This window comes from Rhizobium ruizarguesonis (genome assembly GCF_017357285.1).
In the GTDB taxonomy this organism is placed as follows: domain Bacteria; phylum Pseudomonadota; class Alphaproteobacteria; order Rhizobiales; family Rhizobiaceae; genus Rhizobium; species Rhizobium ruizarguesonis.
The window spans coordinates 3311240-3335948 of the sequence record NZ_CP071678.1; the positions used below are offsets into that span (position 1 = coordinate 3311240).

Annotated in this window: 26 protein-coding genes; 13 read left to right on the forward strand and 13 right to left on the reverse strand. The window is 62.4% G+C overall.

The window, feature by feature from the left end; all coding sequences use genetic code 11:
* The first annotated feature begins 90 nt into the window (after positions 1–90).
* On the forward strand, positions 91–1572 hold the full coding sequence (locus J3P73_RS16490; protein WP_024320826.1) for a mechanosensitive ion channel family protein: 1482 nt from the start codon (positions 91–93) through the stop codon (positions 1570–1572).
* A gap of 18 nt (positions 1573–1590) precedes the next feature.
* Here the strand turns inward: J3P73_RS16490 and J3P73_RS16495 are convergent, their stop codons facing one another.
* Positions 1591–2079, reverse strand: coding sequence for an RrF2 family transcriptional regulator (locus tag J3P73_RS16495; protein WP_018074210.1), 489 nt, complete (start codon positions 2077–2079; stop codon positions 1591–1593).
* A gap of 110 nt (positions 2080–2189) precedes the next feature.
* On the reverse strand, positions 2190–2765 hold the full coding sequence (locus J3P73_RS16500) for a MarR family winged helix-turn-helix transcriptional regulator (RefSeq protein WP_032989016.1): 576 nt from the start codon (positions 2763–2765) through the stop codon (positions 2190–2192).
* A 144-nt stretch (positions 2766–2909) separates the two neighbouring features.
* On the opposite strand from J3P73_RS16500, the gene J3P73_RS16505 reads away from it, so the two are divergent.
* The 5 genes from J3P73_RS16505 (at position 2910) to J3P73_RS16525 (ending at position 5582) form a co-directional block, all read left to right on the forward strand.
* The gene (locus J3P73_RS16505; protein WP_029767744.1) at positions 2910–3245 is read left to right on the forward strand and encodes a cupin domain-containing protein; all 336 of its coding nucleotides are present in this window, start codon (positions 2910–2912) and stop codon (positions 3243–3245) included.
* Positions 3246–3290: 45 nt separating this feature from the next.
* Positions 3291–3707 carry a VOC family protein gene (locus J3P73_RS16510; protein ID WP_003560880.1) on the forward strand — a complete coding sequence of 139 codons (417 nt, stop codon included), beginning with the start codon at positions 3291–3293 and terminating at the stop codon, positions 3705–3707.
* Positions 3708–3872: 165 nt separating this feature from the next.
* A complete protein-coding gene (locus J3P73_RS16515; RefSeq protein ID WP_018482841.1) occupies positions 3873–4253 on the forward strand; it encodes a COG4315 family predicted lipoprotein in 381 nt (126 codons plus the stop codon).
* A gap of 34 nt (positions 4254–4287) precedes the next feature.
* Positions 4288–4803, forward strand: coding sequence for an RNA polymerase sigma factor (locus J3P73_RS16520; protein WP_020397660.1), 516 nt, complete (start codon positions 4288–4290; stop codon positions 4801–4803).
* Entirely contained in the window at positions 4800–5582 is a 783-nt protein-coding gene (locus tag J3P73_RS16525; protein WP_024320825.1) for an anti-sigma factor family protein, read from the forward strand. The genes J3P73_RS16520 and J3P73_RS16525 overlap by 4 nt, the downstream gene beginning before the upstream one ends.
* Here J3P73_RS16525 and J3P73_RS16530 read toward each other — a convergent pair.
* The 3 genes from J3P73_RS16530 to nthA are packed head-to-tail and all read right to left on the reverse strand — an operon-like array spanning position 5577 to position 7241.
* Positions 5577–5954 carry a nitrile hydratase accessory protein gene (locus J3P73_RS16530; protein WP_018074205.1) on the reverse strand — a complete coding sequence of 126 codons (378 nt, stop codon included), beginning with the start codon at positions 5952–5954 and terminating at the stop codon, positions 5577–5579. The two genes, J3P73_RS16525 and J3P73_RS16530, sit on opposite strands and share 6 nt — an antisense overlap.
* Positions 5941–6600, reverse strand: a complete 660-nt coding sequence (gene nthB / locus J3P73_RS16535; RefSeq protein ID WP_003541276.1) for a nitrile hydratase subunit beta — start codon at positions 6598–6600, stop codon at positions 5941–5943. The genes J3P73_RS16530 and nthB overlap by 14 nt, the downstream gene beginning before the upstream one ends.
* Entirely contained in the window at positions 6597–7241 is a 645-nt protein-coding gene (gene nthA / locus J3P73_RS16540) for a nitrile hydratase subunit alpha (protein ID WP_018074204.1), read from the reverse strand. The genes nthB and nthA overlap by 4 nt, the downstream gene beginning before the upstream one ends.
* Before the next feature lie 234 nt (positions 7242–7475).
* On the opposite strand from nthA, the gene J3P73_RS16545 reads away from it, so the two are divergent.
* From J3P73_RS16545 to J3P73_RS16555, 3 genes are all read left to right on the forward strand, one after another.
* The gene (locus tag J3P73_RS16545) at positions 7476–8189 is read left to right on the forward strand and encodes a hypothetical protein (protein WP_130692197.1); all 714 of its coding nucleotides are present in this window, start codon (positions 7476–7478) and stop codon (positions 8187–8189) included.
* Positions 8190–8286: 97 nt separating this feature from the next.
* Complete coding sequence (locus J3P73_RS16550) at positions 8287–9570, forward strand: SDR family oxidoreductase (RefSeq protein ID WP_207579663.1); 1284 nt, start codon at positions 8287–8289, stop codon at positions 9568–9570.
* The gene (locus tag J3P73_RS16555) at positions 9570–10046 is read left to right on the forward strand and encodes a DUF2269 family protein (protein ID WP_024320821.1); all 477 of its coding nucleotides are present in this window, start codon (positions 9570–9572) and stop codon (positions 10044–10046) included. Before J3P73_RS16550 ends, J3P73_RS16555 begins: the two co-directional genes overlap by 1 nt.
* On the opposite strand, the gene J3P73_RS16560 is transcribed toward J3P73_RS16555, so the two are convergent.
* On the reverse strand, positions 10038–10631 hold the full coding sequence (locus J3P73_RS16560; protein ID WP_018074200.1) for a LysE family translocator: 594 nt from the start codon (positions 10629–10631) through the stop codon (positions 10038–10040). The two genes, J3P73_RS16555 and J3P73_RS16560, sit on opposite strands and share 9 nt — an antisense overlap.
* A 244-nt stretch (positions 10632–10875) precedes the next feature.
* On the opposite strand from J3P73_RS16560, the gene J3P73_RS16565 reads away from it, so the two are divergent.
* Positions 10876–11724 carry an aldo/keto reductase gene (locus J3P73_RS16565; RefSeq protein ID WP_018074199.1) on the forward strand — a complete coding sequence of 283 codons (849 nt, stop codon included), beginning with the start codon at positions 10876–10878 and terminating at the stop codon, positions 11722–11724.
* 97 nt (positions 11725–11821) lie between these two features.
* On the opposite strand, the gene ilvN is transcribed toward J3P73_RS16565, so the two are convergent.
* On the reverse strand, positions 11822–12394 hold the full coding sequence (gene ilvN, locus J3P73_RS16570; RefSeq protein ID WP_003560902.1) for an acetolactate synthase small subunit: 573 nt from the start codon (positions 12392–12394) through the stop codon (positions 11822–11824).
* Between the two features lie 83 nt (positions 12395–12477).
* Complete coding sequence (locus J3P73_RS16575) at positions 12478–14268, reverse strand: acetolactate synthase 3 large subunit (protein WP_018074198.1); 1791 nt, start codon at positions 14266–14268, stop codon at positions 12478–12480.
* A 323-nt stretch (positions 14269–14591) separates the two neighbouring features.
* Here J3P73_RS16575 and J3P73_RS16580 point away from each other — a divergent pair, with 323 nt between their 5' ends.
* On the forward strand, positions 14592–16631 hold the full coding sequence (locus tag J3P73_RS16580) for an ATP-binding protein (protein ID WP_130692201.1): 2040 nt from the start codon (positions 14592–14594) through the stop codon (positions 16629–16631).
* Here J3P73_RS16580 and J3P73_RS16585 read toward each other — a convergent pair.
* Together J3P73_RS16585 and J3P73_RS16590 are read right to left on the reverse strand one after the other, a co-directional pair.
* Positions 16616–17542, reverse strand: coding sequence for a dihydrodipicolinate synthase family protein (locus tag J3P73_RS16585; RefSeq protein WP_130687143.1), 927 nt, complete (start codon positions 17540–17542; stop codon positions 16616–16618). The genes J3P73_RS16580 and J3P73_RS16585 overlap by 16 nt on opposite strands.
* 21 nt (positions 17543–17563) lie before the next feature.
* A complete protein-coding gene (locus J3P73_RS16590) occupies positions 17564–18178 on the reverse strand; it encodes a LysE family translocator (protein WP_018074196.1) in 615 nt (204 codons plus the stop codon).
* Positions 18179–18326: 148 nt separating this feature from the next.
* Between J3P73_RS16590 and pdxR the strand changes: the two genes are divergently transcribed.
* Entirely contained in the window at positions 18327–19835 is a 1509-nt protein-coding gene (pdxR, locus tag J3P73_RS16595) for a MocR-like pyridoxine biosynthesis transcription factor PdxR (protein ID WP_130697148.1), read from the forward strand.
* On the opposite strand, the gene miaA is transcribed toward pdxR, so the two are convergent.
* Positions 19832–20728: a tRNA (adenosine(37)-N6)-dimethylallyltransferase MiaA gene (miaA, locus tag J3P73_RS16600; RefSeq protein WP_130661931.1), complete on the reverse strand. Its 897-nt coding sequence runs from the start codon at positions 20726–20728 to the stop codon at positions 19832–19834. The two genes, pdxR and miaA, sit on opposite strands and share 4 nt — an antisense overlap.
* Between miaA and serB the strand changes: the two genes are divergently transcribed.
* Entirely contained in the window at positions 20727–21617 is an 891-nt protein-coding gene (serB, locus tag J3P73_RS16605) for a phosphoserine phosphatase SerB (protein ID WP_018482826.1), read from the forward strand. The two genes, miaA and serB, sit on opposite strands and share 2 nt — an antisense overlap.
* A 185-nt stretch (positions 21618–21802) precedes the next feature.
* On the opposite strand, the gene J3P73_RS16610 is transcribed toward serB, so the two are convergent.
* Both J3P73_RS16610 and hflC read right to left on the reverse strand, forming a co-directional pair.
* Positions 21803–23554 (reverse strand): Do family serine endopeptidase, encoded by a 1752-nt coding sequence (locus tag J3P73_RS16610; protein ID WP_018074192.1) that lies wholly within the window; start codon positions 23552–23554, stop codon positions 21803–21805.
* Positions 23555–23751: 197 nt separating this feature from the next.
* A complete protein-coding gene (gene hflC / locus J3P73_RS16615) occupies positions 23752–24708 on the reverse strand; it encodes a protease modulator HflC (RefSeq protein WP_018074191.1) in 957 nt (318 codons plus the stop codon).
* Between the last annotated feature and the right edge of the window lies 1 nt (position 24709).

Consider the following 24709-nt stretch of genomic DNA (forward strand, 5'->3'; position numbering starts at 1 on the left):
CCGCCTATACCGCCCGCGCAAGCCCCGAGCTTGCGCGGGCGGCCGAGATGCTGAATCATGTGCGGCCCGCCCTATCCCGGAGACAGAGTGATGATTGACGACGTGCTCTTCGGCAAGCCTCTGATATCCCTCATTACAGTTGGATTCGCCGGGATCATCGTTTGGCATCTTCTCTCCCGCCAACGGCCGACGACGCGACTGGTGGTGCAAATCCTCTTCTTTGCGGTGATGACGTTGATCCTCGTCATCAGCGGCATCGAACCCCACCGGTTTCAAGGATATGAGTCCGAGGACCCGCAGGCCCTGCTCGTCATCGTCGCGAAATCGCTCTGGTGGATCCATCTGGCATGGGCCGTCATCGGTTTCATCAGGCTGTATCTGGTACTGGAGGGTAGTCCGCGAGAAGCCCGACTGCTCCAGGATCTCGTCATCGGGGTCGTCTATATCGGCATGGCCCTATCGGTTATGGCCTTCGTCTTCGGTGTGCCGATCGGCACCCTCGTCGCGACCTCGGGCGTGGTCGCCATCATTCTCGGTTTGGCGCTCCAGAATACGCTGGCCGACGTCTTCTCCGGCATCGCGCTGACACTCGGCCGCCCATACATCATCGGCGACTGGATCCTTCTCAGCGACGGCACGGAGGGGCGCGTCGTCGAAAGCAACTGGCGCGCGACACACATTCTGACCAGCGCAAACAATGTCGTCGTTCTGCCGAACAGTTTTCTGGCAAAGCTCGGCCTGACGAATGTAAGCCGGCCTGACGAGACCCATCTCCTGGTCCTCACCATCCGCATCGCCCCGACGCGGATGCCGGCATCGGTCCGGAACGTCATGGCAACGGCGCTTGCGAGCTGCAATTCGATCGTGCGCGAGCCGCCGCCGGTCGTGGCACTGAAGGGGCTGGATGCCACGGCGCTGGAGCTCGAGTTGCAGTTCCGGGTGACGAGCCCGAGCCAACGGGTGACGGCACGAAACGAGGTACTCGATCTCGTCTATCGTCACTGCAAATCAGCCGGCCTGCTTTTGGCTGTTCCGGCGGCGGCCTCAATCCTGACGGGCGATCTGCCGACCGAAGAAAGCGCACGGCCGCCCCGTGTGACGCCGCTCGAACTGATCGAGGCCATTCCAATCTTTGCGACGCTGACATCAAATGAAAAGCAGAAACTCGCCGAGACCACGGCTGTGCGGGAATTCCGCAAGGGCGATGTCATCGTGCGGGAGGGCGAGATGCTCCCGTCGCTGATGATGGTGCGGGCAGGTATCGTCGCGGCGCGGCACGGAGATGAGGAACGCGGACGGCTCGCGCCGGGCGATTTTTTTGGAGAGACCGGACTACTCGCCGGCCTGCGGGAAGTCTGCACCCTGGAGGCTCTGACCCCCGTGACCGCGTATGAGATCGATCAAGAGGCCTTCGCGCCGCTGCTAAGCGAACGCCCCGCGCTGGCGGAAGAAATCGCCGACCACCTCGCCAGCCGCGCCGAGCGTTTCCGCAACGGCACCTCTTTGCCCCCGGAACATGCCCGCAGTGCACATGCCATCCTGAAGACCATCAGGACCATCTTCAAGGCGTAGAGATCGGCACCCCCCCGCTCAGCCGGCGCGCTTGAGCACCCATTCGAACGTGCTCCGCCAAATGTCGGCCGGCACTTCCTCGGACAAGGTGCCGACCAGATCGGAAAGCCGGACGCGCCTTAGCGTATCCCGCCAGGCCTCGTCGGCCTCCCACATGATGCGCGCGACCGCGCATGGCTTGCTGTCGCAATATCCTTCCGGTCGGCAGGGATTGTTCGCCCGGATGTTCGTACAGGTGAAGCTGCGGGCCTTCCCTTCGACCGCCTCCACGATCTCGAGAAAATTGATGTCCGAGGGGGGCTTGGCAAGCCTGTAACCGCCACTCGGGCCGAGCGTGGTCTCGACAAGCGATGCCTGCGAAAGGCTCTGCAGTGCTTTGGAGAGATATTCCTTCGGCAGACCATGAAGCTCCGCTAGCGCCTTGGTGGAAAGATACCTGCCCTTTGGCAGGCCCGCGAGAATGGCGCAGCAGTGAAGCGCCCACTCGACCTGGCTTTTCAGGATCATTCAGCAACTCGTGTGATGGCTGGCTCTGCCGGTGGAATTAAGGATATATCATATCCGAAAACCGACTCGATGTAAACGAGCTGAACGGCGATGCGGACTCCGATCTCCCCTCAGCCCGCGTTCTCGTCCTCCCCCCGCGCCTGCTCACTTTCAATTCCGGCGATCAGCTTGCGCAGCAGCGCTGCGAGCGCCTCGCGCTCGTTTCCGTCAAGAGCCTGCAGAAACGAAGCTTCGCTCGCCATGTCGGTGCGGAAGGCCTTTTCGGCGAGTGCCGCACCCGCCTCGCTCAATGCCACCAGCACGCTGCGCCCATCGCGTGGTGATTTCTCCCGGCGGATCAGTCCCGCCTTCTCCAGCCGGTCAAGCCTGTGGGTCAGGCCTCCCGAGGAGATCATCAGCGCCGAATACATCTCCGTCGGGGTCAGCCGGTAAGGCGCTCCGGAACGGCGAAGCGTTGCGATCACGTCGAATTCGCCGCGGTCGAGGCCAAAATCGGCAAATGTCGCCTCGATGCTGGGGCGCACCAGGTTCGACAGCCGGAAGGCCCGCCCCAGGATCGCCATCGGCTCCGTATCGAGGTCGGGCAGTTCCACCGCCCATTGCCGGCGCAGCCGGTCGACATGGTCATCCCCGGAGCGGTCACCGTCCCTGGGACGGTCGCGGTCCCCTTCAGTCCCATTCATCATTCTCTGCCTCATATGCCACCACAGCCGAGACATACACCTTCCATTCGAGTCAAGGAAGATATCTTGACAGGAAGATACTTTTAAGAATATATCTTCTCACGAAGATACTTTGCATTCGCAAACGGCACGAGCGGGAGGCACGTGATGTTCAGGATAGTTCGCCACCAGGAGCCACAACCCGATCAGAGCCGGACGGTCCGCTTCGAGGGCCGCGACTACGGCGGCGAGATCTCGCTCTTCATTGTTGACAATGAACCGGGTCAGGGGCCGGGCCTGCATGTCCACCCCTATTCAGAGACCTGGGCGGTCAGGAAAGGCGAGGCCGAATTCACCGTGGGTGAGACCACGACCCGCGCCTTTCCGGGCGATATCGTCGTCGTGGCCGCCAACGTTCCGCATCGTTTCGAGAATGTCGGCATGGGACGGCTCGAAATCGTCTGCATTCATGCCAGTGACACGATCGTGCAAGAGTTCTTGTGAGGCGAGACTGTCCCCTGGAAAACAACCGAAGAGGAGGAAACTGCAATGCCCAAGATGATCTTTGTGAACCTGCCGGTGAAAGACATTGCTGCTGCGACCCGCTTCTACGAAGCGATCGGATGCACGAAGAACGAACAGTTCAGCGACCATCAGGCGTCGAACATGGTGTGGTCCGACGCCATCATCTTCCACTTGCTGACGCGCGATTTTTTCGCGACCTTCACGCCGAAGCCGGTTGCCGAAGCGCAGAAGACCAGCGAGGTCCTGTTAGCCCTGGCACAGGACAGCCGCGAAACGGTGGACGCCATCGTCGAAGCGGCAGCAACCGCCGGCGGCAAGGCCGATCCGCGCGCCCCAACCGACATGGGCTGGCTCTACAACCGCGCCTTCGAGGATCCCGATGGCCATATGTTCGAGGCGGTCTGGGTCGACATGGCGGCAGTGTCCACCACGGGAGAATAGCGGCAACACCGGCCACATTGATCTGCGGCATGGCATCAGGTGCGGCGGGCTTCCATCCGCCTCACTCGTCTTAAAAACTTTTCCCACCCATGGAATAAAACCGCCTCGCCTCGTGTCTCATGTCAGGTATCGCAAGACTGCGTGCCCAATCTGAGGAGAGACACCATGAAATCCGTGAAATTCCTGTCCGTCGTGGCGGCTGCCGCCTTTGCCGCGACCGCTGCTTTCGCCGCCCCTCCTGTCAAAACAGTCGAATCCGAAAAGGGCAAGGTGCTTGCCGGCGAAAACGGCATGACGCTCTACACCTTCAAGAAGGACGTGAAGGGCGTTTCCAATTGCAACGGCGATTGCGCCAAGAACTGGCCTCCGCTGATGGCTGCTGGCGATGCCAAGGCCGATGGTGCATATTCGATCATCGAGCGCAAGGATGGCATGAAGCAATGGGCCAAGGACGGCATGCCGCTCTATTTCTGGGTCAAGGACAAGAAGATGGGCGACATCACCGGCGATGGCGTCGGCGGCAACTGGGATCTCGCCAAGCCTTGATCGCCAAGATCCCGATCACAAGCGAGTTGCCGGCGTGAAAACACCCGCACCCGAAACTTTCGAGGGCCAGATCCTGGCCCTCCTGCCCTCGCTCAGGCGCTATTCGCGCAGCCTGACGCGCTCGGATGCCGATGGCGAGGATCTGCTCCAGGATTGCGTCGAGAAGGTTCTCACGCGCCGCAGCCAGTGGCGTGGCCTCAACCTGCGCGGCTGGGTCCTGACCATCATGACCAATCTCTATCGCAACGGCCGGCGCGGCAAGGCGCGCGACAGCCTCGTCGAACTCGACGCCGCAGTTGACCTGGCCGCGCCTGAAGTGCCGGCCGATCCGCAGGAGCGCGCGCGGCTGGACGATGCGCTGAACAGCCTTTCGGAGGAATACCGCGCCGTGCTGATGCTTGTCGTTATTGAGGGATACACCTACAGCGAGGTCGCAGCCGCGCTCGATATCCCCATCGGCACCGTCATGTCCCGCCTGTCACGCGCCCGCCAGCGTGTCGCCGAGCGGCTGAAAGCCGACAATATCATTACGCTTCGGAGACCGAAATGAACGACACCAACCCGAGCGTAACCGAAGCCGACCTTCACGCCTATGCCGACGGCCAACTGCCGGAAACGGCACGCGCCCGCATCGATGCCTTCCTGGCAGACAATCCCGACGAGGCGGCGATGGTCGCCGAATGGCAGGCGCAGAATACAGGCATCCGATCGCTGTTTGCAGGCTATGAAAAAACAAAGGAAACCGACGCTCTCCTGGTTTCGCCGCCGCGCGGCATCTCTTCCGGGCGGAAACGTGCGGCGATCGCCGCAGCCGCCCTCCTCGTCTTCGCGCTCGGCGCCGTCAGCGGCCATTATGGTCCGGCCCTTCTGGAAAAACCGGAGCTGCAGCTTGCCGGCTCCGAAACCCTCCCCAAACAGGCTGAGACCGCCTTCATGGTCTATGCCGCCGAGGTTCGCCACCCCGTCGAAGTCTTCGCCAACGAGGAGGCCCATCTGACCACCTGGCTCGGCAAACGCCTGGCGATAGAGAATCTCAAGATCCCGAACCTGCAGTCGCTCGGCTTCAAGCTGGTCGGCGGCCGCTTGCTGCCGGTCGATGGCAGGCCGGGCGCCATGTTCATGTATGAAAACCAGGCCGGCGAGCGACTGACCGTCCTGGTCGGCCGCAACACGGAAAATCGCACGACGAGTTTCCGCTTCGCCTCATCCGACAATCTCGAGACCTTCTACTGGATCGACGGCGAACTCGGCTACGCCGTCACCGGCGAAATCTCCCGCGAGACACTGCGGGAGGTAGCCGAGGAGTGCTACAAGCAATTCCCGTCATGAGGATCCGCGCGAGGGATCGTTGCCGAGCTCGATCGGCCGTCCGTGCGGTGTCGCTTCCGCCGCCCGCTGCCAACTCTGTTGCAGTGCCAGGATCGTTTCCACATCGGCGATGCCGTTGTCGACGATGAGGTCGGAGAGTGCCGCCACCCAGCAGTCAAAATAGTCGCTGCCATCTTCAGCCCGGCCAGGCTTGTGCAATTGCGCGGAAAGCGTTTCAGCCCATTCGCTCCAGCTGAACAGGCCCTTTGCATGCAGGTGCACGGTCATGGCAAAGGCTTCGGCGGCCCATGGCTCGGGAAAGACCGGCTCGCCCTCCGATGACCTCGGCAGGCTGGGCGATTGAGTCAGCGGCGACATTTCATGCAGGCTCAAGATAGCTCTCCCAGGCATCGATCGACACGGTCAGCGTCCGATCGGCATCCTCGCCCCAGATCTCCGCGCCGTCGAAAACGACCGTATAGAGCCATTGCGGGCTCTCGCCCTTGCCATGCGCGTTGTCGTCGGGAAAGACGAACGAACCCTGCACCGCCTCGACCACACCGGTCCTGGCCCTGGCATAACGCGGCAGGCGCGTATGCGTCGCCGGATTGAAATTCTTCGTCCTCACCGTCTCACCGACCACGAAGAGCGGCGCTGCCTCGACGGGACGATCGCAAGGCCCACCCTTGGCCAGCACGGCGGGCACCATGTCCGCCTTCAGCACCCGCTTCGGCACCGCGCCGTCTTGCAGCTTCCGCCCAGAAAGCAGCTCCTCATGCGTCGCAAAGCCGTGCCGTTCGAGCAGCTTGTCGATGCCGCGGATCCAGATCTCGTAGTAGCTGGCGGCGAGGTAATCGGCCGGCGGAATATTCTCGCGCGCATGCCGGCTTTCATCGATCGTCCATGCGCCGAAAGCGCCGCAGGAAAGGGTAATTCCGAGCGCCCGCTTTTCCCATTCGGCATGGAAATAGGGCTCGTCCTTTTCCGGCGCGACAGGACCGAAGCCCATCTGCCCGCCGAGATCGTGCGGTCCGTTCATGTGGCGCTCTCCGGCTTGCGGGCAACGGCCGTGCCGATCATCGCATCGCGGCTGACGAGGTCGGCGAGCGTCTGCTCGTCCATTCCCTCTGTCCCTTCGGGCCGCTCGGGAATGACGAGATAACGCAGCTCCGCCGTCGAATCCCAGACGCGGACCTTCTTGTCCTCTGGCAGCGTCAGCCCGAATTCGGCCAGCACGCCGCGTGGATCGATGACGGCGCGTGAGCGATAGGCCGGCGCCTTGTACCAGACCGGCGGCAGGCCGAGCACCGACCACGGATAACAGGAGCAGAGCGTGCAGACGACGAGGTTATGGGTCTCGGCCGTGTTGAAGACGGCGCGCATGTGCTCGCCCTGCCGGCCGGTGTAACCGAGGCTTGATATCGCCGCCGTCGCATCGCGCTTCAGCCAGTCGGCGAAATCGGCATCGCTCCAGGCTCTGGCGACGACATGGGCGCCGTTTCTCGGTCCCACCTTCGTCTCGTAGGTCTCGACGATCGCATCGATCGCCGCCGGATCGATCAGCCCCTTCTCCGTCAGCAGCGTTTCCAGCGCCTTCACGCGGGCTTGCATGTCGGAGTAGTGATTGTCGTGGTGATGGTCGTCGTGGTCATGACCCGCATGATCGTCGCTGTACCGCATAACTCCCTCCCGAATAGGCGGCTCGATCTTAGGTGCTGGCCGGATGGCCGCCAAGTGCGTTTCTCGTAAAGATGCGGCCAGACGAATAGGGATTGGTTAAGCAAGCCGTCCTTCGCGCCGCCGATATAACCAAACGTTAATGGCTTCATCTTCAGATTGCATGCCATGAAAACTCCGACATTCGGCCGAAGAACCACTCCGCCCGCCTCCGCCTCCTCGCCTCACGCAGAGGAAATGAAGACCCGTGCGCAAAGCGCTGTGCGGGACGATCCGCGCCGGAGCGAAGCCGGCAATCCCTTGCAAGGCCCGAGGCTCGTGGCCCGCGCCCTCCTCCACCGGATTCATCAGGAAATCGCCGAAGACGGCCGTTTTCGGATGATCGATCTGCTGGCGGCGCTCGGAGCGATCGGTGGATTTTCCTGTGTTATTGCCGCCCTCGATGTTGCTGAAGCAGGACAGTGCCGCGACGGCGCCGATCTAGTCATCGTGGAAACAAGGGATGGATCTCGCTACTACGCCGGCAATCTGCCGAATGCTTTTCTGCTGGAAGGCCATGATTCTCTGCTGGAAGGCCATGATTCTCTGCTGGCGCTGACCTATGGCGCCGCTAGAAACCAGGGCGCGGTCCTGCCGCAAGAGACGGTCCTCAGTACGTTTCGCCATGTCGCGGCCACCATCGGCGATCAGCAGTTCGGCAGGCCACGGCTGGCGGATGACGATCAGCCCGGCGCCCTGCCCATCAGCTATGTCAGGCGCCTCTGGCCGATCGTCCGGCAGATTCTGGACATGAACCATGTCCCGGTCCGGCGGCGGCCGCTGGCGATCGGCATGGCAATCGAGCTTGCTTTCGCGATCGACGAGCAAAGGATAGACCCGCTACTGGCAGCGCAGGTCGTGACCGAATGCGCAGTTCCCATGGCAAAAATCGATCCGCGTAAAATTCCTTGAGGCATCAGGGTCAAGACGGGTTATTGTCCTTGCCGCGCATGACGACAACTCCTGACCTCAAAGACACCGTCTCCGATTTTTCGATAACCTCCTCCTTATGAATATCCTCATTCTCGGTGCTACAGGCTTTATCGGTTCAGCGGTCGCCGCAAGATTGCTAGAGGACGGCCATGTCATCACCGGGCTTGGCCGCAATCCCGGCCGGGCGCGCTTCCGCCAGCCCGGCATCCGCTGGATCAGCGCAAATCTGGATAAGATGACCGACGCGGCCGACTGGGCGACGGTGCTTGAAGGCCAACAGATTGTCGTCAACAGCGCTGGCGCCTTGCAAGACGGCCTGTCTGACGACCTTGCCGCCACGCAGGAACGGGCGATGATCGCGCTGCAGGGAGCAGCGCGCATGGCCGGCTTGAAGTTGATCATACAGATATCGGCGCGCACCGACGGCGCCGGTCGTGACCGGCCCTTTCTGGCGACCAAGCGCGCCGCCGATCTGGCGCTTGCCGCAAGCGGCATTCCCTACGTGATCCTGCGCCCGGCGCTAGTGCTTGGCCGAAACGCCCATGGCGGTACGGCGCTGCTGCGTTCCCTCGCTGCCTTCCCCCTCGTCCTGCCGTTCGTCCACGCCGACAGCCCGGTCGAAACCGTCGCCGTCGAAGATGTCGCCGCCGGAGTCTCAGCCGCAATCTCCGGTACGCTGCCCTCCGGCAGCGATATCGAACTGGCGGCCGAGGAACGGCACTCGCTCGCGAGCCTCGTCAAACTCCACCGCGCCTGGCTCGGCCTGCCGGATGCACCAGTCATTTCCCTTCCGTCCATTCTTGCAAGGCCGGTCACATGGCTTGCGGATATGGCCGGTCATCTCGGCTGGCGCTCGCCGCTGCGCTCCACCGCCATAACCGTTATGTCCGAAGGTATCAGCATAGATCGCGCGACACCGTCAGGCCTGCCGACTCTCTCGGCCCGAGCAACGCTCGCGGCCAATCCGTCCGGCGTACAGGATCTCTGGTTTGCCAGGCTGTATCTTCTGAAGCCGCTCGTCATATCTGGCCTGTCCGTTTTCTGGCTGCTCTCAGGTTTGATCCCGCTGCTGGCGCTGGAGAAGACGTCCGCGCACTTCCTGCCGTTCATGCCTGAGGCCGCGGCAACAGCGCTGACGCTTGCAACCTGCCTGATCGACATCGCTCCCGGTGCTGCCGTCCTCCTTCGCCCGCTGGCGCAACGTGCCCTTCTCGGCATGCTGGCCGTGTCGTTCACCTATCTTGCCGGCGCCAGCCTGCTCGAACCTGCACTCTGGCTCGATCCGCTCGGTCCCCTCGTCAAGGTGCTGCCGTCGATCCTGCTGACACTCACCGCACTTGCCAACCTGGATGAACGCTGATGCTTGAGCAATGGCTGCTGCTTGCCCATGTCATCGGCGCGACGGTGCTCTTCGGCACCGGCGCCGGCATCGCCTTCTTCATGGTGATGGCACACCGGACGCGCGATCCCCGGTTGATCGCCCATGTCGCCAGCACGGTTGTCATCGCTGACACGATCTTCACCGCCACCGCAGCCCTTCTCCAGCCGGCAACCGGCTATCTGTTGGCCCGGTCGATCGGCTGGGACCTGTCGGAGGGATGGATTGCGCTGTCGCTGCTGCTTTATGTCGTGACCGGCCTGTTCTGGCTGCCGGTCGTCTGGATCCAGATCCGGCTGCGCGATCTCGCCCGGGCCGCAGCGGCGGCGGGAAAAGCCCTGCCGCCGGCCTATTTCAGCCTCTACCGCATCTGGTTCGCCTGCGGCTTTCCGGCCTTCTCAGCCGTCATCGGCATTCTCTGGCTGATGCTAACGAAGCCGTCGATCGCTCTATTTTAGCATCGGCCAGAGGCTTAGCACCAAGAGTGTCGCCATGCTGATATTGAACCATTTCAGCCGCACCGGATCGGAAAGCCACTCCCTCAGCGCCGAGCCGAAGCCTGCCCATGTCGAAACGCTGGGCACATTGACCGCCGCGAAGGCGAGACCGACGATCAGCACGCTCACGAGGTAGAGTTGCGGATTGGTATAGGTCGCCATCGCGGTGACCGCCATCACCCAGGCTTTCGGGTTGACCCACTGGAAGGCGGCCGCCGCGAAGAAGGACATCGGCTCGACGCCGCTCCTGCCTTCGCTGAGTGAGCGCGACGAGGCGATCTTCCAGGCGATCCAGACGAGATAGGCACCGCCCGCAAATTTCAGCGCCGTATAGACCATAGGCACCGTGTGCAGCAGCGCGCCGAGCCCAAGGCCGACGCCGATGAGCAGTGAGAAGAAACCGACGCCGATGCCGAACATATGCGGGATCGTCCTGCGGAAGCCGAAATTCACGCCCGATGCGAAGAGCATCATATTATTCGGCCCCGGCGTGATCGAGGTCGTGAAGGCGAACAGAACGAGGGCGAGAAATGTATCCAGCGGCATGCGACCTCCCGAAGCCAGCTTTTCCGCGGCCCGTTTATTTAGGTCAGGATAACTGTCCTAAACCGCCGATACCATTGCATCATTGTCATGGTGACAGGATTACTTGAAAGATGGAGACCCGGCCCAATCTCTTGCCGACTGCATAATTCCCTAAATCGCCATCGATTTAAGGATAAAATCATGCAGCCATTCAAAGTGCTACAGCGTCCGTCTCAAGGACGCGCGGCGCTGTAGGAAGAAACCCATGCAGAACGACCCGATTCCATCGATCACATTTCCGAACGGCACTGAGGTGCCGGCGCTCGGCCAGGGCACCTGGGCCATGGGCGAGGATGCCGGCCATGCCAAGGCCGAAATCGAAAGCCTCAAGGCCGGCATCGATCTCGGCATGACGCTGATCGACACCGCCGAAATGTACGGCGACGGTGGCGCTGAAGAGATCGTCGGCCAGGCGATCAGGGGGCGGCGCGACGAAGTCTTCATCGTCAGCAAAGTCTATCCCTGGAATGCCAGCCTGAAAGGCACGATCGAAGCCTGCGAGCGCAGTCTCGAACGGCTCGGCACCGATCGTATCGATCTCTATCTGCTGCACTGGCGCGGCAACTATCCGCTCACTGAGACTGTCGCGGCCTTCGAAACGTTGAAGGCATCGGGCAAGATCGGCGCCTGGGGCGTCTCCAACTTCGACACCGACGATATGGAGGAATTGCTTAGAGTGCCCGATGGCGCCAATGTCGCCGCCAACCAGGTGCTCTACAATCTCTCCCGCCGCGGCATCGAATTCGATTTGCTGCCCTGGTGCCAGAGCCGCGGCATTCCCGTCATGGCCTATTCGCCGATCGAACAGGGAAATATCCTGCACCATCCCGAGCTGATCCACATCGCCAAGGCCTATCAGGCAACACCTGCCCAACTGGCGCTCGCCTTCCTGCTGGAACGCGACGGCGTCATCGTCATCCCGAAGACCTCGAATGCCGAACGCGCGGCGGAGAACCGCGACTGCGTCTCGCTTGATATCACCGACGACGACTGGGATGCCCTCGACGCCGCCTTTCCGCCGCCCACAAAGAAAAAACCGCTGGAGATGCTCTGACCTTCAGCGGCTTTCCCAATTATCAGCATCGGGCTTAGATGCCCGGGCTGTAATCTTACATGCCCGGGCTGTGATCTTACATGCCCGGGCTGTATCTTTACATGCCCTGCACGCCGCGGTTCATCGCCGCAATCCCGGTACGGCACACCTCGATGAGGCCAAGCGGCTTCATGATCGCCACGAATTGATCGATCTTCGACGATTTGCCGGTGATCTCCAGAATGAAGTGACCGACCGTCGCATCCACTACCTTGGCATGGAAGGCATCGGCAAGGCGCAGCGTCTCGGCACGCATCTCGCCCTCGCCGATCACCTTGACCAGCGCCACCTCGCGCTCGATCGGCCGGTCCTGGCCGAGCTCGCGGGCACGCACCGTCAGGTCGACGACGCGATGCACCGGCACGATGCGCTCGAGCTGCGCCTTGATCTGTTCCAGCACCTGCGGCGTGCCGCGTGTGACGACGGTGATGCGGGAAAGATGCGCCTGATGCTCGGTCTCGGAGACCGTCAGGCTCTCGATATTGTAGCCGCGGCCGGAAAATAGGCCGATGACCCGGGCAAGAACCCCCGGCTCGTTGTCGACGAGAACCGAAAGCGTGTGGCTTTCGACGGCCGCCGTTTCCGGCGAGATGAAGTAAGCGGAGCCCGTGGGCTGTAGGTGAGCGTTCATGGTCCTGAGTTTCCTCTTCCCTGCCGCATAACCCCGAAAATCGGAAACGATTTTCGGAAAGGATTATGCGCAAATTAAAAATGTCAGACGAGCGCGCGACCCTTGGCATCGATCGCATTGGCGACCGCTTCGTCGGTGGCTTCGTCCGGCAGCAGCATTTCGTTATGGGCCTTGCCCGAGGGGATCATCGGGAAGCAATTGGCGAGATTGGCGACGCGGCAATCGAAGATGACAGGCTTTCTGACCTCGATCATCTCCAGAATGGTGTCGTCGAGCGCATCCGGCTTTTCGCAGCGCAGGCCGACGGCGCCATAGGCTTCCGCCAGCTTGACGAAGTCGGGCATCGCCTCGGTATAGGAATTCGACAGGCGGTTGCCGTGAAGCAGCTGCTGCCACTGGCGCACCATGCCCATATACTGGTTGTTCATGATGAAGATCTTGATCGGCGCATCGTGCTGGATCGCCGCCGACATTTCCTGGATGCACATCTGGATCGAGGCGTCGCCGGCAATGTCGATGACGAGGCTGTCGGGGTGGGCGATCTGCACGCCGAGCGCTGCCGGCAGGCCGTAACCCATCGTGCCGAGACCGCCCGAGGTCATCCAGCGGTTCGGCTGCTCGAAACCGAAGAACTGCGCCGCCCACATCTGGTGCTGGCCGACTTCGGTGGTGATGTAGGTGTCGCGATCCTTGGTATGCGCAAAGAGCCGCTCCAGCGCATATTGCGGCATGATGACGTCGCTGCTCTTCGTATAGGCGAAGGAATTGCGCGCGCGCCAGCGGGCGATATCGGTCCACCAGTCTTCCAGGCGACCCTTCTCCGGCTTCTTCGGCAGCGCCCGCCACAGGCGGACCATGTCTTCGAGGACATGGCCGACATCGCCGCGGATGCCGATATCAACACGGACGTTCTTGTTGATCGAGGACGGATCGATATCGATATGGATCTTCTTCGAATTCGGCGAAAAGGCATTGAGACGGCCGGTGATGCGGTCGTCGAAGCGGGCGCCGATGCAGACCATGACATCGCAGTCGTGCATCGCCATGTTGGCCTCGTAGGAGCCGTGCATGCCGAGCATCTTCAGCCAGTTCTTGCCTGAAGCAGGATAGGCGCCGAGGCCCATCAGCGTCGAAGTGATCGGGAAATCGGTGAGCTCGACCAGCTCGCGCAGCAGCTTGGAAGCCTCGGGGCCGGAATTGATGACGCCTCCGCCGGAATAGATGATCGGACGGCGCGCATTCGCCATCAGTTCGATCGCGGCATGGATCTGGTTGAGGTCGCCCTGGATCTTCGGCTGGTAGCTCTTCTGGATCGCGTAATCGGCGGGCGGTGTGTAGGTGCCGGTCGCAAACTGCACGTCTTTCGGAATATCGACGACGACGGGGCCCGGACGGCCGGACTGGGCGATGCGGAAGGCCTCGTGAATGACGGCGGCAAGCTGGTTGACATCCTTGACCAGCCAGTTGTGCTTGGTGCAGGGCCGGGTGATGCCGACCGTATCGCATTCCTGGAAGGCGTCGGAGCCGATCAGTGGGGTCGGAACCTGTCCGGTCAGGCAGACGAGCGGGATCGAATCCATCAGCGCGTCCTGCAGCGGCGTGACCGCATTGGTAGCGCCCGGACCCGAGGTCACCAGCATGACGCCGACCTTGCCGGTGGAGCGGGCGTAACCTTCGGCCGCATGGCCTGCCCCCTGCTCGTGGCGGACGAGGATGTGCTTGACATCCTCCTGCTGGAAGATCTCGTCGTAGATCGGCAGGACCGCGCCGCCCGGATAGCCGAAAATATGTTCGACACCGTTGTCCTTCAGCGCCTTGAGAACGATCTCCGCTCCCGTCATCCGATTGCCTGCCGCCTGATTGTCCGTGCTCATCTGTCTGTTCCGTTTGATGCTGGGATTGCGTTTGTGGCCGGAAGCCCGAATTTCGGGCATAAAAAAAGGCCCCTGAGGAGCCTGTCATCTAGCGCATGGGTGGCTATCGCCGGATGGTTACACCATCCTGCCCATGCGCTTTCCCACCACGATAAGAGCCGTTGCGATTTTCATGGTCGGAAGTGATAGACAGAAAATTTCGCAGCGTCAACGCATGCCGCAATAAAAAACTGCCCCACGCCTGCATCCCCGAAAATCGATAGGATGAAGGATTTGTTAAAGGATCGACTTTATTCTTCTACGCTACCGCAGGGAGTAGCCCTTTGCTCAACAACGACTTGCGCACGCCTGGCAAGGCAGGCGAGCATGATCGCCGCGATGGCCATGCGCCGGGAAATCGCTTTCTCGGCCGCGTCGTCGCATGCAGCGGTTCGCGGGCGACGATTGCCGCCGTTGCCGAACAGGGCGGCACCGACCTGACCGAACTCTGGTCCGTGGGGCGGTTGATTTCGATCAGCGTCGGCCGCAACCGCGTCGTCGCGCTCGTCTATCAGATGAACACCGGCAGCCATGCCTGGGGCGAAGGCGAAGACAATATTTTCAAGATCGAGACCGAGCTGCTTGGCGAAGTCCGTGTCGACGAGGACGGGCGCGAGGAATTCTCGACCGGCATCTCGCGTTATCCCTATCTCGGCGCCATCGCCCACCGCATCCGATCCGCCGACCTGATGCGCATCTACGATGCCGGCGAAGGTACAACCGCCGTCATTGGCAAGCTGACGCAGGACGAAAGCATCGATGCGGCGATCCATATCCCCACGATGCTCTCCAAGCATTTCGCCGTCGTCGGCTCCACCGGCGTCGGCAAGTCGACGGCCGTGTCGCTGCTCCTGCACAAGGCAATCGCGGCGGATCCGAAGCTGCGCGTCCTGATCCTCGATCCGCATAATGAATTCGCCGCCGCCTTTCCCGAGCACGCCGTCACAATCGATACCGATACGCTCGACCTGCCCTTCTGGCTGATGCGGCTGGAGGAATTTGCCGAGGTCGTGTTTCGCGGCCGCCCGCCGGTGCCCGAAGAGCTTGACATGTTGCGCGATATCCTGCCGGAGGCCAAGCGCGCCTTCCGCGGCAGCGACAACTCGCTGGTGCGCCGCACGACGGAAAAGAGTTCGATCACCGCCGACACGCCGGTTCCCTACCGCATGGCCGATCTACTGGCGCTGATCGACGAGCGCATCGGCCGCCTGGAAGGCCGCTCGGAAAAGCCCTTCCTGCGGTCGCTGAAGATGCGCCTCATCGCTGCGATCAACGATCCGCGCTATCACTTCATGTTCTCCAACAACACGATCAGCGACACGATCACCGAAACCATCGCGCAGATCTTCCGCATCCCCGGCGAGAACCGGCCGATCTGCACTTTCCAGCTTGCCGGCATCCCCTCCGAGGTCGTCAATTCTGTCGCCTCCGTACTCTGCCGCATGGCCTTCGAGGTGGCGCTGTGGAGCGACGGCGCCATCCACATGCTCGTCGTCTGCGAGGAAGCTCACCGCTATATCCCCTCCGATCCAAGCCTCGGCTTCGTGCCGACGCGCCAGGCGATCGCCCGCATCGCCAAGGAGGGCCGCAAATACGGCGTCTCGCTCGGCATCATCACCCAGCGGCCGGGCGAGCTCGATCAGACGATCCTGTCGCAATGTTCGACGCTCTTTGCCATGCGTCTCGCCAACGACCGAGACCAGGAAATCATCCGCTCGGCCATTCCGAACTCGTCGATCTCGACGACCAGCTTCATCTCCTCGATCGGCAACGGCGAGGCGATCGCCTTCGGCGAGGCGATCAGCGTGCCGATGCGCATGCGCTTTTCTCGCGTCGACGAAAAGCTCCTGCCGAAGGCGAGCAGCGCCAACAGCAAGAACAGCGAGGAAGATCCGGATACGGTCGATCTGCGCAAGATCGTCACCCGCATGCGGGCGGTGACCGTCGGACCCGACATTTCGAATTTCCAGCAGAGCTATGCCGCGTCCGCGGCAGGTTTCGACGAGACTGACGCAGCCGACGAGGATCTTGACGCGAAGCCATACACGCCGCCCGCCTCTTCCGCCGCGCCGCCCGCCTCCGCGCCGCTCGAATCCTACCGCCGCGAACTGCTGCCGCAGACGCCGCGGCTGGACCCGGCCACGTCACCCGCGATCGATCCCCGGCTGGACGCGCTTCGCCGCGAGATGCGCCGCGATGAGCCAGTCTTTCCCCGGCCGGCACCACCGGCGGATCAGCCAGCGATCTCCCGCCGGGAGCCCGGCACGTCGCTGCGCGAAAGCATTCTGAAAAAACCGCTGAGCAGCCTTTACAACAAGGAATAAGCCTTCCACTCGCTCTCCAGTGCGATCAGAGGCTCGACGGCCTCGAGCACCCTTTGCCGGTCCATCGGTCCGAGCGGCAAGAGAGGGCGTGGGAGCTCTGCCCTGGCGAGTGAGAGAAGGTCGATCAGCGTATAGATCACACGAAGGCTTCCGAACGCCTTGAACGTTTGCCAGAGCGGCTCGAGAAGACCATCGAGCCGACGCACTTCCCCATCCTCGCCTGCAGTCGCGGCCTTGGTCAGGGCAACTGCGACGCGCGGAAGCAAGCCGCCGATGACGCTGTACCAGGCGTCGGCACCTGAAAGCAGCGCTTCGGCAGCGCCCCAGTCGCCGCTGTAGCCGATCGCAAGCTTGGTCTTCTCACGCAATGTCGCCAGTTCGCCTGCGAAATCGCCGTCAACTGGCAGAGGCATCTTCACTGCCCTGATCGTCTCGATGTCAGACAGGCGCTGCAGAAGGTCCCGGCTGAAGGTGAAGTGGGTCGTGCCGGGATTGTTGTAGATGCAAAGCGGCAGCTTCGCCGCATCCGTGACGGCAAGGAAATGCTGATAGGCCTCTTCCTGAGTAAGCGGCGTGTAGGACACCGGCGCAAGCAGAAGCGCATCCGCACCAGCCGCATCCGCATCCCTCGCCAGGGTCCGGGCGTGGTCTGTCCTCAGAGCACCGACACCGACGACGATCGGAACACGACCGCGAACGCACTCGACCGCGGCCTCAACGGCTCGCCGTCGCTCCTCGCGTGCGAGAAAGGCGTAGATCCCAGTGCTGCCAAGAAGGCCTATCGAAGCGACGCCTGCATCGCACAGGGGTTCCAGCAGGCGGCAGAGAGCTTCGGTGTCGACCCGGCCATCCCTATCGGCGGGAGTTGGCGGAAAGGCCGAAAGACCATGAAACGGAGAGGCGACAGACATCATGCGATCCTGAAAATCTGGTCAATGTGAGAACAGCAGGCGCGATCCGGCGCCCGCGAAAAAGACGGCGAGACTTCCCTCGATCCATCGCCGCGCACGGGTGTAGCCGCGCACCATCGGTGCCGTCGAGAAGAGCATGGCATAGCCGGTAAATATCAAGATCCCGAGAAGCACGCAGCCGCCGAAAGCTGTGACGGCCATCTCCAGCGAAGCGCCGGGCTTGAGGCCGAGCGACATGATCGCGACCCAGGCCAGAACCGCCTTCGGATTGCCGAGATGCATCAGGACGCCGCGACGATAGAGCATGCCGAGTTGCACGGCGGGTCGAACGACCTCGCTTGCCGGCATATCAGACATGGTTGCCGAGCGAGCCGCCCTCCAGGCGAGCCAGAGGAGGTACAGCCCACCTCCGATTTTGAGAAGCAGCAGGGCATGAGCATAGCGGACCAGGAGTGTCGAGATGCCGGTGACCGCGACCAACCCCCAGCATGTCGACATCGTGATAACCCCGGCGGCAAGAACCAGCGCCGGTCGACGCCCCTGCCGCATCGCCACGTTCATGATGGCCATGTTGCTTGGTCCAGGACTGCCTGCAGCGATTGCGTAGGCGATGTAGACGACGAGAAGATCCTGCATTTACCTGTTTCCAGAAGTTTGCGCACACGCACGGCACACCCGAAGACGAAGAGTGCGCCATCGCGAAGCCACCAATTCGCTTCCTTTTCCTCAATAATTGGTCCATCATGAAGCGCCATTTTGAAGAATTTCAATAGACCATTTTGCGATGTCCAAACGGCGCAGCATCATCGAGATACCATCGCTGAACGCGATCGATCGAACGGCTAATGTCGGTCGCCAGCTTGCGCAGGCCCTGCGGAACGGAATCGCCCGCGGTGAGCTGAGGTCGGGAGAACGCCTTCCTTCGACGCGTAGCCTTGCGACTTCGCTGAAAATCGCACGCGGCACTGTCGTCGAGGTGTTCGATCAGTTGACCGCCGAAGGTTATGTCGAAGCGCGGGTCGGTGCCGGAACCCATGTTGCCGCTGACCTGATCGACGCCACGCCAGCGCTCCCATCTGCACCGCCAGTGCCGCCAGGCGCGGAGACTGTCGATCTGCCTTCCCAGGCTGCCCGGCTGATCGCCATCGCCCGTGCGCTCACCCCGCACCCGGCCGTTCCCTTTGCCATCGCCGTCCCGGCTTGCGGTATTGCGCCCGACGACAACTGGCGCCGTCTCGGCAATCGCGTCCGCGCGTCGCGACAGGCCGCACCCTCGGGTTATCACGACCCCATGGGCTTGCTCGAACTCAGGCTTGCCATTGCCGACCACGTCCGGCGCGCGCGGGCCGTTCATTGCGAGCCGGAACAGGTCATCGTCACGTCAGGCACCCAGCAAGGCCTCTATATGGCGGGCCGGGTCCTTCTCTCGCGTGACGATCCGGTATGGGCTGAGGACCCGGCCTATCCCGGCTTGACGGCAGTGCTCGACGATCTCGGCGTACGAATGCACCGCCTGCCGGTCGACGCACAGGGAATGAACGTGGAACGCGGCCTCGAGCTATGTCCGCAGGCCCGCGCCGCATTCGTCACCCCTTCGCACCAATATCCGATCGGGATGCCGCTCAGCATGGCGCGGCGTAATGCCTTGATCGCCTGGGCTGACCAAAATCGCGCCTGGATCGTCGAGGACGACTACGACAGTGAGCTGCGTTATGCCGGACACCCATTTCCCTCGATGCAGGGATTGCGTCCGTCACGCGTCATCTATCTCGGCACGTTCAGCAAGGTGCTCTTTCCTTCCCTGCGCCTCGGCTACGTCATCGCCCCTTCTCCGCTCGCAGAAGCCTTTGCCGGCGCCCGTGCCATTCTCGACCGGCATTCGCCGATCGCCGAACAGCACGTTCTGGCGGCCTATATGCGGGAAGGTTATTTCGAAGCGCATATCCGGCGCATCCGCGGCCTCTATGCCGAACGCCGCGCTGTTCTGCTCTCGGCGCTCGATCGGCCCTTGCCTGAGGGCTGCCGCGTCCAGGAGAGCGACCAGGGCATGCATATACTTCTATGGCTGCCCGACGAAGTCGACGACGTGCAACTCGCAGCCCGCGCCCTCTCGGCCGGCCTCGCCGTGCGGGCGATCTCCCCGATGTATGCCACGCGGCCGGCGCGCCCCGGCCTGATGCTGGGCTTCGGCGGATTTCTGCCGGAACAGCTGCAGGCGGCGGTTAGCGAACTCGTCAAACTGCTGAGCCAGCAGATGTTTCAAGCAGGAGGCCCGCAACGAGCTGAAGCCTAAACCGTCAGCCGCTCCCAGCTATCGTCCATCTGGTTGCGAAACCATGTCATTTGCCGCTTGGCATATTGCCGCGTCGCCGCAGCCCCCTTCTCCAGCACCTCGTCGCGCGTCATCTCGCCCCGGACCATCGCCGTAATCTGCGACACGCCGATTGCCTTCATCACAGGCGCCTCGGCCGGCAGATCGAGCGCAAGCAGCGCCCTTACCTCATCTTCCGCACCTTGCTGCAGCATCTTTTCGAAACGCCCGTTGATGCGCTGATGCAGTACCGCCCTATCCGGCAGCACGACGATCTTGCGGGCCTCATCGGCGTCGATGATCACCGGTCCCGACTGGCCCTGGAAATCGGCGATCGACCGCCCCGTCGCCTTCACCACCTCCAGCGCCCGGACGATCCGCTGCCCGTCCTGGCGGTTGAGGCTTGCCGCCATGGCGGGATCGGCCGCGGCGAGTTCGCCATAGAGCCCGTCCAGGCCCTCCTCCAGCAGCCGCGTCCTGAGGGTCTCCCGCAGCGCCTCCGGTATCGCGGGCATATCGGAGAGACCACCGGTCAACGCCTTGAAATAAAGCCCTGTGCCGCCGACGAAGACCGGCAGCCGCCCGGCGGCCCTGAGCGCCGGCAGCAATGCCGAGACATCCCGCAGCCAGGCGCCGGTGGAATAGGCCGCACCGGCGGGCACGTGGCCGTAGAGATGATGCGGCACGCCCTGCATCTCCTCCTCCGACGGGCGCGCAGTGAGCACCCGCAGCGTGTCGTAGACCTGCATGCTGTCGGCGTTGACGACTGCGCCGTCATGGCGCCTGGCCAATTCGACGGCGAGCGCGGACTTGCCGCTGGCGGTCGGCCCGGTTATCAGGATCGCATTCACTGTGCTCAGAAGGTTTTCCATCATGGCCCTCGTTGCCACGCTTGTTGCCAATCCGTCAAATCCCGTGCTGACACCCGAAATCGCCGAGCAGGCGGCCAAGGCCGTGAACGCTTCCGGTCTCTACTGGCTGGCCGACGGCATCGCCTGCGATATCGCGCTGCGTGACGGCACGGACGTGCAAACGGCCGAGGCCAATATCCTTGCCGTCATATCAAGCGCGCCGATCGACCTCGTCATCCAGGAGCAGGAGACCCGCCGCAAGAAGCTGCTGATCGCCGACATGGATTCGACGATGATCGGCCAGGAATGCATCGACGAGCTCGCCGCCGAAGTCGGCCTGAAGGAGAAGGTCGCCACCATCACCGCCCGCGCCATGAACGGCGAGATCGCCTTCGAGCCTGCCCTGCGTGAGCGTGTCGCCCTGCTGAAGGGCTTGCCGATATCCGTCGTCGACGAGGTGATCGCCAAGCGCATCACGCTCACCCCGGGCGGCCCGGAACTGATCGCCACCATGAAGTCGAAAGGCCATTACACGGCGCTTGTCTCCGGCGGTTTCACGGTTTTCACCAGCCGCATCGCCGCCACCCTCGGTTTCGACGAGAACCGCGCCAACACGCTGCTCGAAGACGGCGGCATTCTCTCCGGCTTCGTCGCCGAACCGATCCTCGGCAAGCAGGCGAAGGTCGATGCGCTGAACGAGATTTCGGCCCGCCTCGGCATTTCGCCGGAAGAAGCGATCGCCGTCGGTGACGGCGCCAACGATCTCGGCATGCTGCACCTCGCCGGCGCCGGCGTCGCCCTCCACGCCAAGCCGGCCGTCGCCGCCGAGGCGCAGATGCGCATCAACCACGGCGATCTGACCGCGCTGCTCTACATCCAGGGCTACCGGAAGACGGACTTCGTTTCCAGGTAAACCGGTCGGACGACCTTTGATTGATAAGCAGTTGGACGAACTCCAGGCGCTGGAAAAGCGTCACGACGAGAATATCGACATCAGCGGATTTCTGAGGTGACCGACGAACCGTAGCGAATTGCGCGCAAAGGCAATCTGTACCGGCCTGGAAATCAAAAAAGAGCGGCTGACCGCTCCTTTTTCGCTTATTCCATCGGCACCGCAACGAACCGCAGATCGCCATTCGCCGATGCGATCATCAGCTGGGCGTTGCGGCGCCCTTCCTGTTTCAGCGCCTGCACCTTGGCGGCGACCGCATCCGGTGACTTCATGAACTCCTGCGCCACCTCGACGATCACGTCGCCGGGCTTCAACCCCTTTTCGGCCGAGGCCGAGCCGGGCGTCACCTCTGTCACGACGACGCCGTCGACGCTCTCGGCGATGCCGAAGGCCTTGCGCGTCTCGGCGCTCAACAGCGACAGCGACAGCCCGAGCACGTTCTTCGGCGTTGCCGCATCCGGCGACACCTGGCCCTTATGCTGGTCGGGCGTACCCGGCGCTGGTTGGACCTGATCGCCGGTGTCAGGCTGGTCCATGTCGTTGTTCTCGCTAGGATCCGGGGTGATCACGCCGTCATCCTGCGAACCATCGGGTCCTGAATCGTCGGATGCTGCCGCCTGATCGCTGTCCTCGAGCCGGCCGAGCTTCACCTTGACGGTCTGCTCCTTGCCGTCGCGCAGCACCACCACGTCGACTTCCTTGCCGACCGTGCTTTCCGCCACGACGCGCGGCAGGTCGCGCATTTCGCTGACGGTCTTGCCGTCAAATTTCAAAATGACGTCGCCCGCCTTGATCGAGCCGTCATCAACCGGTCCACCCTTGATGACGCCGGCGACCAGCGCTCCCTTTGCTGTGTCGAGCCCGAGGCTGTCGGCGATATCGTCGGTCACCGGCTGGATGCGCACGCCGAGCCAGCCGCGCCGCGTCTCGCCATATTCGCGCAGCTGGTCGACGACGCCGGAAGCAAGCTCCGACGGCACCGAGAAGCCGATACCGATCGAGCCGCCGCTCGGCGAAATGATCGCCGTATTGATACCAATCACTTCACCCTTCATGTTGAAAAGCGGACCGCCGGAATTGCCTTTGTTGATCGCCGCATCCGTCTGGATGAAGTTGTCGTAGGGGCCGGCATTGATGTTGCGCCCGCGCCCGGAAATGATGCCGACCGTCACCGACCCGCCGAAGCCGAACGGGTTGCCGATCGCCATCACCCAGTCGCCGATGCGCATGGTGCTGGAATCGCCGAATTTCACGGATTTCAGCGGCGTCTTCGGCTCGACCTTCAGCACCGAAAGATCGGTTTTCGTATCGGTGCCGATCAGCTTCGCCTTGAGCTTCGAACCATTGGCGAAATTGATCTCGATATCGTCGGCGCCCTCGATCACGTGGTTATTGGTGACGATATAGCCGGCGGGATCGATGACAAAGCCGGAGCCGAGCGAACTGACATTGTGATTGCCGCCCTTGTTACCCTGCTGCTTGTTGAAGAAATCGTTGAAGAATTCCTGGAAAGGTGAGCCGTCAGGCGCGCGCGGCGCCGGGCCTGCACCCTCGTCGTCCTTCACATTCTGCGAGGTCGAGATGTTGACCACGGCATCGAGCAGCCCCTCTGCGAGATCGGCGACCGAAGCCGGACCGCTGTTGGGCACGACGGCCTGGATCGGGGCGGCCTGCTGCGGTGCGGGAGCAGCCGTTTCCGGTGCAGCCGCGGCCGGCGGTGTGGGTGCGGGAGCAGTCGTTTCCGGAGTAGCCGGAGCGGGTGTCGTAACCCCGGGTGTGATCGTCTGAGGCGCGGCTTGCGCATAGGCGACCCCGTTCATGCCGGCATGCGCAAGAATTGCAGCGCTGGCCATAAGCGCGAGCGTTCGTCTGAAGGGCGAGCGAATCGTGGGGGCCATCAAGCTTCCTCATAAGGGGTACATGCGCACATTGAGCACCAGCATAAGGCGGAATGATGGAGGGCGAAATCACCTTTTCGCGAAATCCCCGTGCAATGTGACGTGGCCTCGCAAAAGCCAAATTATCTCGCCCATTCCACGAAAAAAGGGCCGGCACTCGGGCCGGCCCTTTCATGATTGTCGGGGAATCCCCTGCTTCAATTCGTCCGCTGGGCAGGTGCCCCAGGCGCTGCCGGAGCCGGTACTGCCGGGCTTGCTGGCGACGACTGCAGGGTGCCGGCGGCATTGTCGAAATAGCGGAAGAATTCCGAATTCGGCGACAGCACCAGCGTCGTGTCCTGCGACGAGAGAGCAGAGGAATAGGCCGCCATCGAGCGATAGAACTCGAAGAAGGCTGGATCCTTGCTGAAGACTTCGGCGAAGACGCGGTTGCGGTCCGCATCGCCCTGGCCTCGAAGGATTTCCGCATCGCGCTGGGCGCCTGCGGTGAGCTCGACGACCTGACGGTCGGCGATGGCCCGGCGCCGCTGGCCTTCCTCATTGCCCTCCGCACGGATACGCTCGGCCTCAGCGAGGCGTTCCGAACGCATGGCATTATAGGTGTTGGGAGCAACTTCCGGTGAAAGGTCGGTGCGGCGGATGCGAACGTCGTCTATATGCAGACCGAGATTTTCGGCATCTGTGCGCAGATCGTCGCGAATCTCCAGCATCATCGCGACACGCTCTTCCGAGAGCGCGGCATTGTAGTCACGCAGACCGTAGACGCGGCGAAGCGATGAATCGAGCTGCGCTCTCAACCGCGCTTCCGCGGCTTCGCGATCGCCCGATACCGTTTCGCGGAAGCGGCGGACATCCGAGATGTTATAGATCACGAAGGCATCGACATCGAAGGTTTGGCCGTCCTGGACCTGAACCCGGATATTGTCGAGATCGAGCCGCAGCGCCTGCTTTTCGACCAGCTGAACGCGGTCGGCATCCATGAAGCCGAAAGGCAGCTTGAAGTAAATGCCAGGCTCGGTCTTGACCGTCTGAATCTGTCCGAAACGGACGACGATGGCCTGCTCGCGCGCATTCACCACGAAGATGGACGAATAGAGCCCGACCAGCACGAAGGCGAGGATGAGGAGAATGATGGGAAGTCTGTTCGATGTCATG